This window comes from Flavobacterium zhairuonense (genome assembly GCF_004352915.1).
GTDB lineage: Bacteria > Bacteroidota > Bacteroidia > Flavobacteriales > Flavobacteriaceae > Flavobacterium > Flavobacterium zhairuonense.
In genome coordinates this window covers 44,399-58,992 of record NZ_SJSY01000074.1, presented here as the reverse complement: position 1 = coordinate 58,992, position 14,594 = coordinate 44,399, and the positions used below count along the sequence as shown (strand labels likewise).

At 27.5% G+C, this 14,594-nt stretch carries 13 protein-coding genes; 5 read left to right on the top strand and 8 right to left on the bottom strand.

Features of this window, described 5'->3' with window-relative positions; genetic code table 11:
• Nucleotides 1-64: 64 nt before the first annotated feature.
• Nucleotides 65-1,981 carry a muramidase family protein gene (locus EYY60_RS14605; RefSeq protein ID WP_132990061.1) on the bottom strand — a complete coding sequence of 639 codons (1,917 nt, stop codon included), beginning with the start codon at nucleotides 1,979-1,981 and terminating at the stop codon, nucleotides 65-67.
• Nucleotides 1,982-2,043: 62 nt separating this feature from the next.
• Nucleotides 2,044-3,573, bottom strand: coding sequence for a glutamine-hydrolyzing GMP synthase (gene guaA, locus EYY60_RS14600; protein WP_026729125.1), 1,530 nt, complete (start codon nucleotides 3,571-3,573; stop codon nucleotides 2,044-2,046).
• 326 nt (nucleotides 3,574-3,899) lie between these two features.
• On the opposite strand from guaA, the gene EYY60_RS14595 reads away from it, so the two are divergent.
• From EYY60_RS14595 to EYY60_RS22300, 3 genes are read left to right on the top strand one after another with little or no spacing between them, the layout of a single operon-like run.
• Nucleotides 3,900-4,202, top strand: a complete 303-nt coding sequence (locus EYY60_RS14595; RefSeq protein WP_132990060.1) for a hypothetical protein — start codon at nucleotides 3,900-3,902, stop codon at nucleotides 4,200-4,202.
• Entirely contained in the window at nucleotides 4,177-4,386 is a 210-nt protein-coding gene (locus EYY60_RS14590; RefSeq protein ID WP_132990059.1) for a hypothetical protein, read from the top strand. Before EYY60_RS14595 ends, EYY60_RS14590 begins: the two co-directional genes overlap by 26 nt.
• A complete protein-coding gene (locus tag EYY60_RS22300) occupies nucleotides 4,383-4,535 on the top strand; it encodes a hypothetical protein (RefSeq protein WP_162847889.1) in 153 nt (50 codons plus the stop codon). Before EYY60_RS14590 ends, EYY60_RS22300 begins: the two co-directional genes overlap by 4 nt.
• A 74-nt stretch (nucleotides 4,536-4,609) precedes the next feature.
• Here EYY60_RS22300 and EYY60_RS14585 read toward each other — a convergent pair whose 3' ends face one another.
• Nucleotides 4,610-5,026 carry a hypothetical protein gene (locus EYY60_RS14585; RefSeq protein WP_132990058.1) on the bottom strand — a complete coding sequence of 139 codons (417 nt, stop codon included), beginning with the start codon at nucleotides 5,024-5,026 and terminating at the stop codon, nucleotides 4,610-4,612.
• Nucleotides 5,027-5,074: 48 nt separating this feature from the next.
• A complete protein-coding gene (locus EYY60_RS14580; protein WP_132990057.1) occupies nucleotides 5,075-5,833 on the bottom strand; it encodes a hypothetical protein in 759 nt (252 codons plus the stop codon).
• 197 nt (nucleotides 5,834-6,030) lie between these two features.
• On the opposite strand from EYY60_RS14580, the gene EYY60_RS14575 reads away from it, so the two are divergent.
• Complete coding sequence (locus EYY60_RS14575) at nucleotides 6,031-6,264, top strand: helix-turn-helix domain-containing protein (RefSeq protein WP_132990056.1); 234 nt, start codon at nucleotides 6,031-6,033, stop codon at nucleotides 6,262-6,264.
• 145 nt (nucleotides 6,265-6,409) lie between these two features.
• Here EYY60_RS14575 and EYY60_RS14570 read toward each other — a convergent pair whose 3' ends face one another.
• Complete coding sequence (locus EYY60_RS14570; protein ID WP_132990055.1) at nucleotides 6,410-7,411, bottom strand: hypothetical protein; 1,002 nt, start codon at nucleotides 7,409-7,411, stop codon at nucleotides 6,410-6,412.
• The gene (locus EYY60_RS14565) at nucleotides 7,408-9,363 is read right to left on the bottom strand and encodes an AAA family ATPase (RefSeq protein WP_132990054.1); all 1,956 of its coding nucleotides are present in this window, start codon (nucleotides 9,361-9,363) and stop codon (nucleotides 7,408-7,410) included. The genes EYY60_RS14570 and EYY60_RS14565 overlap by 4 nt, the downstream gene beginning before the upstream one ends.
• Before the next feature lie 293 nt (nucleotides 9,364-9,656).
• Here EYY60_RS14565 and EYY60_RS14560 point away from each other — a divergent pair, with 293 nt between their 5' ends.
• Entirely contained in the window at nucleotides 9,657-10,628 is a 972-nt protein-coding gene (locus EYY60_RS14560) for a hypothetical protein (protein WP_132990053.1), read from the top strand.
• A gap of 59 nt (nucleotides 10,629-10,687) precedes the next feature.
• Here EYY60_RS14560 and EYY60_RS14555 read toward each other — a convergent pair whose 3' ends face one another.
• Nucleotides 10,688-14,134 carry a hypothetical protein gene (locus EYY60_RS14555; protein ID WP_132990052.1) on the bottom strand — a complete coding sequence of 1,149 codons (3,447 nt, stop codon included), beginning with the start codon at nucleotides 14,132-14,134 and terminating at the stop codon, nucleotides 10,688-10,690.
• A 3-nt stretch (nucleotides 14,135-14,137) separates the two neighbouring features.
• Entirely contained in the window at nucleotides 14,138-14,425 is a 288-nt protein-coding gene (locus EYY60_RS14550; protein ID WP_132990051.1) for a hypothetical protein, read from the bottom strand.
• Nucleotides 14,426-14,594 lie beyond the last annotated feature (169 nt).

Sequence of the window (14,594 nt, the reverse complement as noted above, 5' to 3'; positions counted from 1 at the left end):
AAAAACAAGTTACTAAATTCTAGACAAAGCAAGATTCGGGCCAGTGTTAATTCCTGCCCAAATATTATCTGAGATCAATCTCTGCTTTGGCAATACTAATTTCTTTATATAACTCATCTTCTTCCTTTTTCTTGCATTTATACAAAACTTCTTCCATGTTTTCGAACTTGTCCGAGTAAACATAATACGAAAGACTGTTTATATTGAAAAAGAAACTTGCGTTAAAATCACCAGAATCAATAAGTTTCATGATAAGCTTATCGCGAAGTGTTGCGTCTGTAAATATACCTAAAACTAAGTAATACCCGTTTGAAACTTCTTTAAGATTATCAAAAACTTCCACTTTTACTATTTTATCTTTTTTAAGCGGATTTTCTTCCAATTCACGCTTCATTTCTTCTAACGAAACTGTTTTTGAAGCTTCAGGAACACCTGATTTATTTTGCTTTTTAATTGCTTCATCCTGATACTTTTTCAGTTTCATCAAAGCTAATTTGTCATCAAATTTTCGAGCTTCCATACTATAATAAGAAGCTTTGCTAATATGTCTTTTTACTTCAATTTGTTTCTGAGTATCCAATGAATCGATTTTGGCAATCAAAAGCTGATTTTGGGCATCGCCTTGCTCCTGTTGGATTTTGTAGCGTTTGATTTCTTCTAAAGAAAGCCTTTGCTGAATTGAAGTCACATTATTATTTTTCTCGCTTTCGCGAATTTTTTTCTTGTATTCCTGATTTTCTTCAACAGCAATTTTCTCTACTTTATTCATCAAGCCGGCATATGCTTTTCTGTTTTCAGCCAATTCTTTTTTTAATTGAGAAGATAATTCACTTGTTTTCCCAATGCTTTCATATGATAGTTTTTCCAAACGTTTTGATTCATCAACATTCAAAACATCCATTCGTTTTAATTCAACCAAATCATTATTCATCGTGTTTACCAATGAATCCAGTTTAGCCATCAAAATATCCTGAACATTTTTATTGGCTTCTAAAACCAATCGAAGTTTTTCAACCGAATTTTCTTTAGAACCATTCATATCATTCAGATTTACTTTCAAATCATTGATTTTGATAATCTTCTGATTCATTTCTTTCTGAATTACCAATCTGTCTTTTAAATCTTCTAATTCTACAGTTTTGGCTTTTGTTTTTTCAACTACAACTTGTTTTTCTGCCAAAGCAAGCATCAATTCTTCACTTTCATTTGCAGGTTTTATTTCTTTTGTATTGATGGCTAATTTATTTCCAACAATTAATCCGTTTACAATTTCTGGATTTTGCGATTCCAATTGATCGATCAAAATTCCGTATTTTTTAGCAATCGAAAATTTCGTTTCTTTTGGTTCAACTACATGAAAAACCGTTTCCTGATTAATAACACGAACTCTTCCATCCAACGTTTTTCTTTTATTCGGAATTGAAATCGTCTGTCCAATCTGCAAACCGTTAATCAAAATATCTTTATTCAGACTTTCTAAATCCTGAACCGAAACATTGTATTGTCTGGCAATACTGAACAAGGATTCCTTTGCGATAACAAGATGTGTTGTTTTTGAAGAATTTGAAATTTCAGTTTTCGAAAGATTTGAACTATTTTGCGGAATAACCAATTCCTGACCCACTTGAAGTCCGCCGGCGAGAATTTCTTTATTTGCTTCCTGAAGTGCTTCTTGAGAAACATGATATTTTTTTGATAAACCGTAAAAAGTTTCCTTTTCACCAACAATGTGAGTAATTTGTTGATCTTGCTTTGGTTTTTCTGAAGAATGAACCGGAACCTTAATAATTTGATTGTCTTTGATTCCGTTTTGTGATTCGGGATTGAATTTGTAGATCTCTTCAACCGAAACCTTGTACTTTTGAGCTATAAAATAAGCGGTTTCTCCCTTTTGAATTTTGTGCTCGATAAATGAATCTTGTGCAGTTATTTTGTTAAAACACAAAATAAAGACAAGAAAAAACGTTAAAAATTCTCTCATAAATAGTAGGTTATAAAAATTAAGGCCTTACAAATGTAAGACCTTAATTTTAAAATATACTACTATTCCCACTCAATTGTTGCAGGTGGTTTTGAACTAATATCGTAAACTACACGATTCACGCCTTTTACTTTATTGATGATATCATTTGATACTTTCATCAAGAAATCGTAAGGTAAATGAACCCAGTCAGCAGTCATACCGTCTGTCGATTCTACAGCTCTAAGCGCTACTACTTTTTCGTAAGTACGCTCATCGCCCATAACCCCAACAGAGTTTACAGGAAGCAAAATTGCTCCAGCTTGCCAAACTTTATCGTATAATCCCCAAGATTTTAATCCTTCGATAAATACAGAATCTACATCTTGTAAAATTCTAACTTTCTCTGGAGTAATATCTCCCAAAATTCTGATTGATAATCCTGGTCCTGGGAAAGGGTGTCTTCCTAATAATTCAGGATCTATTCCTAATGTAGCTCCTACTCTTCGTACTTCATCTTTGAAAAGCATTCTAAGTGGTTCTACAATTTTTAATTTCATATAATCTGGTAATCCACCAACATTGTGGTGTGATTTAATAGTTGCAGATGGTCCTTTTACCGAAACAGATTCGATTACGTCTGGGTAAATAGTTCCTTGCGCCAACCATTTTACATCTTCTAACAAGTGTGATTCATCATCAAAAACCTCGATAAATACACGACCAATTGTTTTACGTTTTGTTTCTGGATCACTGATTCCGGCTAATTCGCCAAGAAAACGATCTCCAGCATCTACTCCTTTTACATTTAATCCCATTCCTTTGTATTGATCTAATACATTTTGGAATTCGTTTTTACGCAAAAGTCCGTTGTTAACGAAGATACAGTATAAGTTTTGTCCGATTGCTTTGTTTAATAAAACTGCTGCTACTGTAGAATCTACTCCTCCAGATAAACCAAGAACTACTTTATCGTTTCCTAATTTCTCTTTTAATTCTGCTACCATTTCGTCAACGAAAGCATTTGGAGTAAAGTTTTGAGGAACTTCAGCAATTTTTACTAAGAAGTTTTCCAACATCTGTTTTCCATCTGTTGAATGGTAAACTTCTGGATGGTATTGAATTGCATAAGTAGTTTCGCCTTCAATTTTGTAAGCTGCATATTCTACATCATGTGTGCTTGCAAGCTTTACAGCATTTGTTGGAAGCGCTTTGATACTATCGCTATGGCTCATCCAAACTTGGCTGTTTTCTGAAACTCCTTCAAAGAAAGTTTCGCCTTCTTTAATATAAGACAAGTTAGCTCTACCGTATTCTCTTGTGTTTGAAGCAGCAACTTCTCCACCACTAAAGTGTGCTAAATATTGTGCTCCGTAACAAACAGCAAGTAAAGGCATTTTACCTCTAATTTGCGATAAATCAGGATGCGGTGCATCTTCTCCTCTAACAGAGAAAGGGCTTCCTCCTAAAATTACGGCTTTATAACTTGATAAATCACTTGGAATGTGATTGTAAGGAAAAATTTCGCAGAATATATTTAATTCGCGAACTCTACGCGCAATAAGCTGTGTATATTGCGATCCGAAATCTAAAATAAGTACGTTGTGTTGCATGCGCAAAAGTATAGTTGTTTCTAATATGTTTATTTTCAACAAAATAAATAACACCCCTTCAAAAGCGGGACAAAAAGTGGGAAACTTTATTATCTTCTTTTATCTTAAATGTCGCAAAGGTAGTAAAAAAGAACTGAAGACTCATTAAAGTCAATTGTTTTAAAATATTTGAGAAATGCCCAAGAAATGTATTTACATGCTAATACAACATACATAAAAATATTACTTTAAAAAATCCATCTATTAAAAAAACACCTTTACATTTCTTATATATAATATATGAATTGAATCGATTTGTTTTAATTCAAAAAAAAGAAAAATATTATATGAAAAAGAAAACAAGCTTGTATATCGACTTCGCAAAGTTCGTTGTCGAGAAATACAATAAGGAAGACCAGGAAATACCTCAAGAAGAAACAGAAAAAGCAAAAAAAAACAATACCAAATTAGTTGACAACATTGATGATATTTTAAACCCTGATGATGACAATAGCACTTCAAACGAAAATGAACAAAACAATGATGAAAATATTGATGACGAAAATATTGATGATCTCTTAAAAGAGTATAAAAAACTAGAAAAAAATTATTGGAGATTAAAGAATGATAAAATTTATAAAAGACGATAAAACACTTTATGATATTGAAACTATCAAACAAATTTTAAAAGTTTCCAAATCTAAAATACAAAGAGAAATAAAAAAGCAAAAACCTGAAATTATTAGATATAAGAATTTGCATTTATATAACGAAACGACTGTATTCGAATTAATGGAAATCATTCTTACAGAAAAATTAAATAAACTAGAATGATTGATAATGATAAAATTAAAAAATGCCAGACTAATATTGAAATTGGAAACTTCAAACTAAAGTTTGAAAAAGATCCTAAAAAAAGGGAAAAATTGAGAATTAAAATACAAATTGAAGAATTAAAGATAAAGATGGAGAGACTAAATTAATCTCAATATCTATATAAAAAAGAAATCTTGTTAATAAGAACAAGATTTCTTTTTTATATTTAAGGGTATAATATCTATACTTTTCTTTTTTTAGAAACTATTTTGTGAAAAATTTCATTTCCTATTCGACAACCATTACCACAACCCCACAGCATATCAATATTTCCTAACACTTTAACATTTAACACATTATTAGGTTTAACGTTAAATTGAAGTATATAGTTGTATCCTCCTTGAGGATCTTCTTCGGTTAGAAAAAATTCTCCATTTTTTGGTTCATCGTTGTCCTCTCTAGCTATTCCTTCTCCACCACAACTACATAAATCATTTGGATTTAATCCCTCCCAAACAAAATTAAATGATTGTTTCTGTTTTGAATAGTTAGAAATTGTAAGTTTATACAAACCATCTTTACTTTTGTAAACTCCATTTAATTGAGAGAAACCTAAATTGAACACTAAAATCAATACCACAGTAATTATTTTCTTCATACTTTTTTAAATTATAATTCTACTATCTGTTTATTATGAAACTTTATATTATTTCCAATAATTAAAATGTGGAACTTCTTTTTTTAATCCATTTAATATTTGTGAATATTCACTTAGTGAAATATTTTTCACAATCCATGGCCCACCATAATTTGGACGGTCAGATTCAGCATTAGACATAGAATTAGGTTTCCAGTTTTTATCATCTAATCCATCTTTACGAGAGGGTTCAAACTTTATTGAATAAACTCCATACACAACATCATTTATATTATAATCAAAGTCAAAATTTTTCAAATCTAACACCCAATTATTGATTATTTTTCCATTTTGCATTTCCTCAAACTTACTAACATAATAACTGCTAACACCTTCGTCTTTTTCAGATAATTGACCAATATCTATACTCCATCCACTATTTTTTGCAGCATTTTCAAAGGTAAAATCGCTCATTGTAATATAAGACTTGCTCTTATCAATTTTCTTTTTAAGAATTTCTCTGTTTACCCAACCATTCTTTACCTCAACTTTTCTAATAATAGAATCGTGTTGGTCTTTTTCTATACAAGTTCCAGTATACAATTCATTTGTTCCTTTTTTTCTTATATCTTTTAATTTTCGAGGAATTCCATTCAGTAAGTTATTTTCCAAATTTAAATCTGAGCATTGACAATCATTTTTCACCAATACCTCAGTAGATATTTTCTCTTCTTCTTTGCTTTTTGATTCACTTTTGTCATTCTTACCTCCACAGGAGATTATTAAGCCTCCACTAATAATAATTAACATTAAATTGATTTTTTTCATTTTATTCTTTGATTAAGTTTTTCCTACTCTTAAGCTTTTCAGATACGCCCCGTTTAATATGGTTTCCAGACTCCATCAAGTCAATAATTTTTAGACTTTGCTGCAGTAAAAATATAAAAAAACAACTAACTAATCATACATGATTAGTTAAATCATAAATGATTAGAGGAATTTTACATGTAAATAATCCTTCATAATTGATTTACACGATAGACAAAGAGTATTTAATTAAATTTGGTAAGCATTTAAAACAGATGCGAGAAGGGAAAAATATGTCCCAAGAACAACTAGCAAATCTTTCAGAAGTTTCACTTCCACAAATCACTAGAATAGAAAGAGGTGCGATAAACCCAACCATTTGCACTATAAAGTCATTATCAGTAGGATTAGGTGTTGAAATGTCTTTTATGTTTGACTTTGAAAAGAAATAGTTAACGCCTGGAGCTCAGCTTTAAAGAGCCCCGTGTATTTGGATTCTTATTTAAACTGAATAATAAGTTTTATAAAAAGTAAAAACCTCGGTTTTAAATATCGAGGTTTTTACTTTTATAAAGACAAATTTTATAAATTTTACTTCTAAATCAATTTTAATTGTTTTGCTATATCTTGTGAGTATTTTGCCATTGGTCTTTTATGTATATCTGATTCATCAGCATAATTTCCGACAATAAGTCTATCTAATATTGATTTGTCAGGAAATAAAGTTTTGAAACTGTTTACTAAACTTTTTTTATAAACATCATTATATACTTTAGCTTTGTGCACAAGTTCTTCTGCGATATCTATTTGGGTATCATAAATACCTTGAATTCCGAACATTTTATTATATTCATTAATAAAATCAAAATTGCCATCCATACTTTCAAAATGTACTTTTAAATCCTCATTATTTAAAGATAACCAATAAGTTAAAATAGATTCTTCATCAATCCAAAATCTAAACTTATCTAGATCATTTATATTATCTGTATACAATTCAAAATCTATTTCATTGTCGTGTTTTGCACGATTGCAATTTCCACAAACTGGATAAAGATTGTAAAAAGAAGTACATAAGAAAGGATGCTTTGATTTAGAGTAAAAATGATCCAACTCTAATTTGGCCATAGTTTTAGGTTTTCTCTTTTTTTTCTTTTTGTCATAAAAAGAAAAATTTACAACAACATTAAGTTGAGCATTACAATATACACAAGTTTTAATACCTGAAGCTTTAAGATATGAATGAAATTCAGAATCTCGTAATTCTTCGTATTTCATTGCTTTTATAATTGCTTCATAGAATTTTACTTTTTTATCAGGAACATATTGATTAAGTATAACCCCACTATCAATAGAATTAAACTCTTTAATTAAAGTTTCTATTTTTAAAGGGGTAGCGGTAATTATTGTAGAATATTCACTTATAATTTTATTAATATATTCTCTATGCTTTTTATGTTTTATTTTTCCTAGCCTATCATGTAAGCTTTGTAACGATTCTTTAGGTTTAATAAAATTTTTACTTCTTGCTGAGAATAAACTGCTACTAAAATCTTGAACTTTTTTTTCTAATTTTTTATCAATTAAAATTTTTCTCATTTTTCGAATTTTTTAAGTTCGTTTTGCAATTCTTCCATTCTTGCTATTATTGAGTCTTTAGATTTAAATGTGAATTTTTTATCAAATAAATTTAAAAGACGATCTCTTATAACTTGTTCACCAACAACATTTATCACTTTAAGTGCAATATCTTCTGACCACTTTTGTTTTGGTTTTATATTATTTTCATCTTCTGAAACTTTATCATTAAATGTTAAATAATTTATCAGATCAAGTATTTTGCTTTTTGCAAACTCCCCCATGAATCCTTGGTTTAAGAAAAAGCTATCAGATAATAACTCATGAATATTAGCTCCAAATGTTTCTTCTCTCTCAATATTTGAAATTATAGTATTATTATTCTCATCTTTATCTAAGAATAACACATTATTTTTTGGAATGTCGGACAAAACAAAGGGGCTATGGGTAGTTAATATTAATTGAATCTTTTTATTAACAAATAAATCACTGAGATAGTCTATCATATTTTTGAAAAAAGTTCTTTGCCATTCTGGATGTAGAGCAACTTCTCCCTCATCAACAAAAATCACAATAGACTCTCCTTCAATACCATATGGTTTAGTCTCAGATTTATCGATCTCTTTTTTTGTCCAAAAAAATCTAGAATAAAGAGTCAATAAATGTTTCTGTCCTGAGCTAAATTCATTTAATGATTCACAAGTGAAAATTCTTGTATTGTCTAATAATTTATCCATTAATACAGTCATTTCCTTAATTATTTCTTTATTATCTGGAAAAGAAATAATTAGACTCCCCAGATATCTATAAATATTGGACTTTTTAGAGTCGCTGTCAGGTATAGGTACTTCAAAATCTATCCATTTGGAATTATTAATTACATTTTTAACTTTTTCTTTTAACTCTAAAATATCGCTTTGAATATCAAAATCTTCAAAATTTTCATTTTGTAATTCTTCATATAAGAAAGCGTAAAAATATCCTCGTGGAAATAAGATTTTTTTATTTAAAAGTATTTGAAATATGTTCACAAATAATAATCTAAAAAAAATAGCTTTTTGTTCTGTAATTGGAATTTTATAATATTTAATAACTGATTGTTCTTTAGCTCTTACAAAATATTGCTGATAATCATAATTATCAATTTGATAAGTTTCTTGGTAATTTAATTCAGTTTGAAGATTTTTTATTTCTTCATTAATGCCATCTTCTAATTCCTTACTATCAAAATATATTTTATTCAGAAGATAATTATTTTCAATTGTATCTATTTTAAATTCAATTTTTTCAGGTAAAAACTCAATATATTTACTCACCGATTCATAATTTAAAATGAAATCATATATTCTGTTTTTTTCCATACTGCTATAAGCGTCCAATTGATTAATCTTAGAATCTTTGTCAACTACGTAAGAAAATAGTTTTTCTGAATTTTCGTAATCACTATAAACTAACATTGTTGTTGATATATTTATCAAATTGTCTGTAACTGGAATACCCCTAAGATCGAATGTTGGATTATAGTATATGTATTTATTTCTGGCCATTTCATACCAACTTAATTCTACTTGATTGTCATCTAAAGGAGCATTATCATATTTTAGTATTTTATAACCTATATCTTCAAGAAAATCACTGTTTTTTATCTCAATCTCATTTTGTACAAAAATCCAATCATCTAATATTATTAAACCATTACTTTTTATATAGGTCGATAATCTTCCATTAGTTGCATGTGCAAGATTATAGTTTATAAATTCTGTTAAATTTGTTTTACCAGATCCATTTTTACCAACAATCGCTGTAACATTAGAAACATTTTCTTTAAAAAAATTTTTAAAAGATTTAGGTAAAATTGAGATTATTAGCTCATTATTTTCAAATCTAAATTCTTGATCAACGCTGTGATTGAAATTAAAACCTGTATTTATTATATTTTTATATTCCTTTATCCAAACAAATTTTAATTCCATTGAAATATTCTTTATAATTAGTGTCGATAAATTTAATTTTTTTTACTTTATCAACTTTACGAGAAAACATAAAGATTCTATTTTTTAGTAGAGATATCTCTATTAAAATTATAAACAATTTCAATTAAACATTTATTTAACTTTTTTTGTAAGCCAAGTATTTATAAATAGTATGTTATATATATCATATCACTATATTGTTGCTCGCTTTTGACTCAATAAATGAGTAATTTATAAAATTCGAAAACAAAACATTCTTTTAATATATAATAATTGAACTTAAAAATTATTATATGAAGATTATCACACCTCAACAAGTTATTGATTGTATTTCCGAAACTGGAAATAAAACAAAACAGAAAAATGGATATAAAATTTACGCCGCACTTGTTTTAATGTCAAAAAGACAAAATAAACACGGTTACTTCCCAGTACCATCCATTTATTTACAAAAGATAAATAGACGATACAAGAGATACATAGAAGCTCTACAAGAAGCATATATCATAAAAGCTTTTACTCGAACAGAACAACATCCCAAACTTATATTTGAATCGACAGAAAAAAAATATTACAATGTTTCAAAAGGTATATGTATGAAGTATAAATTTCTGATTGATATTACAAAAGGAATTATTATAGATATAGATTTCAATAATAACCGAAAATTTAGATGGTATTCAATAATTAAATCCTCAATGAATCAGTTAGGTTATGTTGGCAAAATATCAAGAGACACTTTTGGAAGAAGAGTTCATCATCCCATTATTTCAATCTACAAGAAGGATTTAAAAAATAAAGGATTAGCAAAAATTGATGCTAAATGTTCTCAACCGAAACTTCTTTTAAATATTATGAAAGAACAAAAAGTTATAGATAAAAATTATGAAGAAGCATGCGAAATAGATTTTTACACTTATTTAATTCAAAAATTAAGCCTAAACAATCGAGAACAAGCTAAGAAGTTATTTACTTACTTCCTGAATTCAAATGGTTATATTCCCGATTATAGAATCAATAATTTATTTCCAATTACTGCAAATTTCATTAGAAGTCTTAAAACCAAAAATTATAAAGATGCCTCTTCTTATCTACAAAGAATCGAAGCTAAAATTTGGATTGATGATTTATTGGAAAACATTCCAACCGATTTTGCTATTCCTATCCACGATTGCTTGATTGTTAGAGATAAAGAAGTTTATAAAATTCTTGAGTATTGTAAAAACAGGTATCCAAATATAGACTTTGAGGAATCATTTCTTTAATTACCTAATCTATCTAATGACACGAAATTAAGAAATTTATCATTTGGATTATTTTACAGCTATTCTTCTTCACGAACATAATCTATATAAGGCAACATCCATTCTTGTTCAATTTCGTTTGGAATATATTGTAAATGCATACTAATCAAAGCATAAATTGATAAAGTTTTAAATTCACTTTTAGTATTTATGCTTCGATTTAAGTTTTTTTGCCATTTATCTAAATGATTGAAATCATTTGGATTAGTTAATACTCTTTGTGTCCAAAATTTGTATACAAATTGATATAAAACAAATATATGAGCTCCTTTAGAAAGCCCTTTAATAACCTTTTCTAAATATGGCATTACTGCCAGATGCAATTTTAGAGCATCATTTGTAGATAAATTTAAAGAACAAATTATGTAACAAATAATTTGGATAGCCCTTTTGTTTTCAGATTCTATGTCATTTACCCAACGAATTAATTTCTGACAATCATGATAATTTTGCGGGAAATTTTCCAAAATATATAAAATGTGTTTTATTGCTTGTTTATCTAGATATAAAAAATCAGTATCGCTTAAATGTTTTTTTAAATTGGCAACTATGCTCTTCTCATTAGTTTTATTTTCGAACAAACGTGTTAATTCTTGCAGAAGAATTGGAATTAAATTATGTGTAAAAAAATATTCATCTTTTCCATCTAATGGAGGCAATTTATCAAACAAGGCAACAAACATTTTTCTTTGTTGATTATTAATAATCTCATCTGCCATCTCAATATTAATGGTATTCTCATACTCATCAAGTTCTTGTTCAACTTCAATAGTTTCTTGATACTTATTTTGTAAAATTTTGTAGACAATAATACTTCTTAACGTACTTTTAAAAGTTAAAAGATTTATTTTTTTATTTAACTCAAAAGAAAAATTAGCCCATTTCATTGCGTTTTCTTTATCATTAAGATATTCAAACGCTTGAACAAGTAAATAGCAATTCATATACTTTCTTTCATCATAATACCATTCATTAAGAAGTTTAGAATCATAATTACTATTAAAAATTCCTCTTGTGGGAACTAGATATTCTCCCCCATCTTCTGTTTTTGTGGGTGGTTTTCCAAAATACAATGATTGATAAATGTAGTTTAGTGCACTGCCTATTTGAAGAACAATTACATTGTGATCATCTATGTTGCTAAAATTATCAATCTCTTCATATGAACTTAATAATATTTCAAAAGATTCGGCGAATTTATAAATTGCAGTTTTAGAATCTTTTAAAAGCCAAAACGAAATAGCGTATTCGCATATTATTTTTGATTTTGAAAGTTTTGTTGCTTTAAGCTTATCGTGAAGAAAATCAACTGCTTTTTTTGTATAAAAATGAGCTATATTCTTATCTTTTTCACCAAATATTCTTGCGATAGTAAGCAGACTATCAACTCTTGCTAATGTATAGATTTCGACATCTAAAACATCTAATAAATTTATTAATGCTTCTTCTTTTTTTTCTTTATAAAATTGTTGTCTTCCAAATTCATCTTTTATTATAAACTGTGCGGAGGGTTTTATGAAAGAATCTTTAATCGAATTAAAATATAATTCTGCTTCAAGTAAATTATTTAATTTTTCAGAAAGAATAAAAATTTTGGATTTTACCGAGTAAGCTCCTAGAAGCTCTAAATTATTTTGAATAGATTTATCTACAATAAAATCTAAAGTTTCTAAAATCTCATACCAATCTTTTTTGCTTTCAATAATATTATCAAAAAGCCTTCTTGAAAAAACATGTATTATCTCTTCTTCAAAAAAATCTTCAGATTTTTCAATTTTTGCAAAACTTTCAAACCACTTCTCAATTTCAAATTTTTCGCTTATTTTATCTAATGTTAACCATAAATTATTAAATACTGTTTTATCTTGCTCTTTATAATTAATTTGGTTATTATCATTTAATAAGATAAAATAATCCAATGAGCGAATAACATTATCTTCTGTATAACTCTTAAACAAAATGAGGTTCGCTAAATTCTTAATTTCTATTGGTTGAACATCTTCTAGCTGAATTATTTTTTCTAAATCTTCTCTAATAAAAAATTTATTCTTTTTATCAAACTTTTCATGTTTTTTAAATTCTAAATCAACCAAAATATGTAACTGTAAAACCCTTATGGCTAATTTTAGGGTAGCACTCATTTTTTTAGGCAAATCTGTACTTATCCATAATTTTGAAAATAATGTTTCAATATAAGTCTCTGGATGATTAAAATAAAACTGCAAACCCATTGCCATCACCATTCCAGCATCATCAAAAGATTCTCCTTCTATAAAATGACTTATTGCAGATTGAGCATCATACTGTGAAATATTTTTTTTAGATAATATATTATGAGCTAAACCATTATTTATCTCTTTTTTTGTTTCTAGCAATAAATTATTGCTTCCCAGTCTTTTTATCAAGGGAGAAACCGAATATGTTTGATCACTATTTTTCTGCAACCATGTTCCTGATAGGTTACTAATCTTTTCAAAAGGGTAATTTATTGCGGGGTTAACATTGCAAACAATTTCAATTTTTTCATTTGATATTGTTCCATTAATGATGTTCAATCGATATAAAATTTCTCTAGATTTATCATCTTGTGTCGTATCAAGTAATTTTTGATATATTTCATCATCAAATTCATTAAATGCCTTTCCAGAAATAAACAAGGCAAATTCATCTTCAGAGAGACTCCATTTTACACTTTCTAAATATTTACAAATAATCTGAACATATATCGGGTTTCCTTGAGAAATTACTTCTATAATAGTAGAATAACTAACTTTTGATTTATCATTAGTATAAGTAGATATAATCTCTTCAATTTCTTCTTTATTTAGCAAAGGAACCTGTAACTGTACTAAATTATCATTTACCTGTTCAGTAATTTTGAGATGAATTTTATAATTAGAAGTTGAAAGTATTTTTATACCGTTAGAATTACAATACTTAAAGAGTTGTATAAAAAGTTGATTTGTATTATTATCTGAACCTAATTGAGGAATATCATCAAAGATTATTAGAGGATTCGTTATTTTACTGAAATCATACGAAATAATTTTCTCAGTGATGATTAGTAGTGTTTTTTTGAATTCTTCTTTAGACAAATTTTTAAAGCTAAAACTCAAATAATTATTCCTTAAATGATTACTTAATAATAAAGAGATATGTGATTTCCCTGTATCATAACCTCCATAAATATTTAACCATGTTTTATTCTCCCATTTCTTTAAAATATCATTAATTGTATTCTTTCGATAACTTATATTCTTAGATAAAATAGTTAAAGATCCGTTATAAGAATTTGGATCCTCAATAACTATATCGCTATATCTATTATTATTAAAAAGGGAAGAAATATCTTTGAAATCTATCTTTGAATCCGTTTGTAAAACTAGGACATTAGAATTATTCAAATGACTGATGTCAATAGCCTCCATTTTCTTTTTGCCACCAAATATTTTATCAAAGATACCCACCAATTATCTTTTTTTGATCTTTACTTTTGAATTGTTTTTTATATCAGAGATATCAAAATCTGAAGTATCTTTTTTTGATGTGTCAATATCTACTGTAGAATTAAATACTTTTTTAATTGAGAATTTACTTTGTATAGTGTCACCAAATATTAAAACTATTAAAGATAGTAATTGACCTAAAAAAACAGTTATTGGTTCAATATCAAAATTAGATTTATTAATCCAAAAAATTGATAGAATAAAAATTAATAGATTTATTACTATTGCAATGTTTTTAATATTTGTACTCATACTAATAATTTACATAAAGATTTGAAACAAATATAAACAAAAGCAATAAAGAACAGTTCACTTATTTTGTTTGTGATAGATTTGAGATATTGCTATATAATTTTCTTAATAAATCAGTGAATAACTTTAATGTTTTTAAAAAAAGAAAACTTCCATTTTCTGTAGCTTA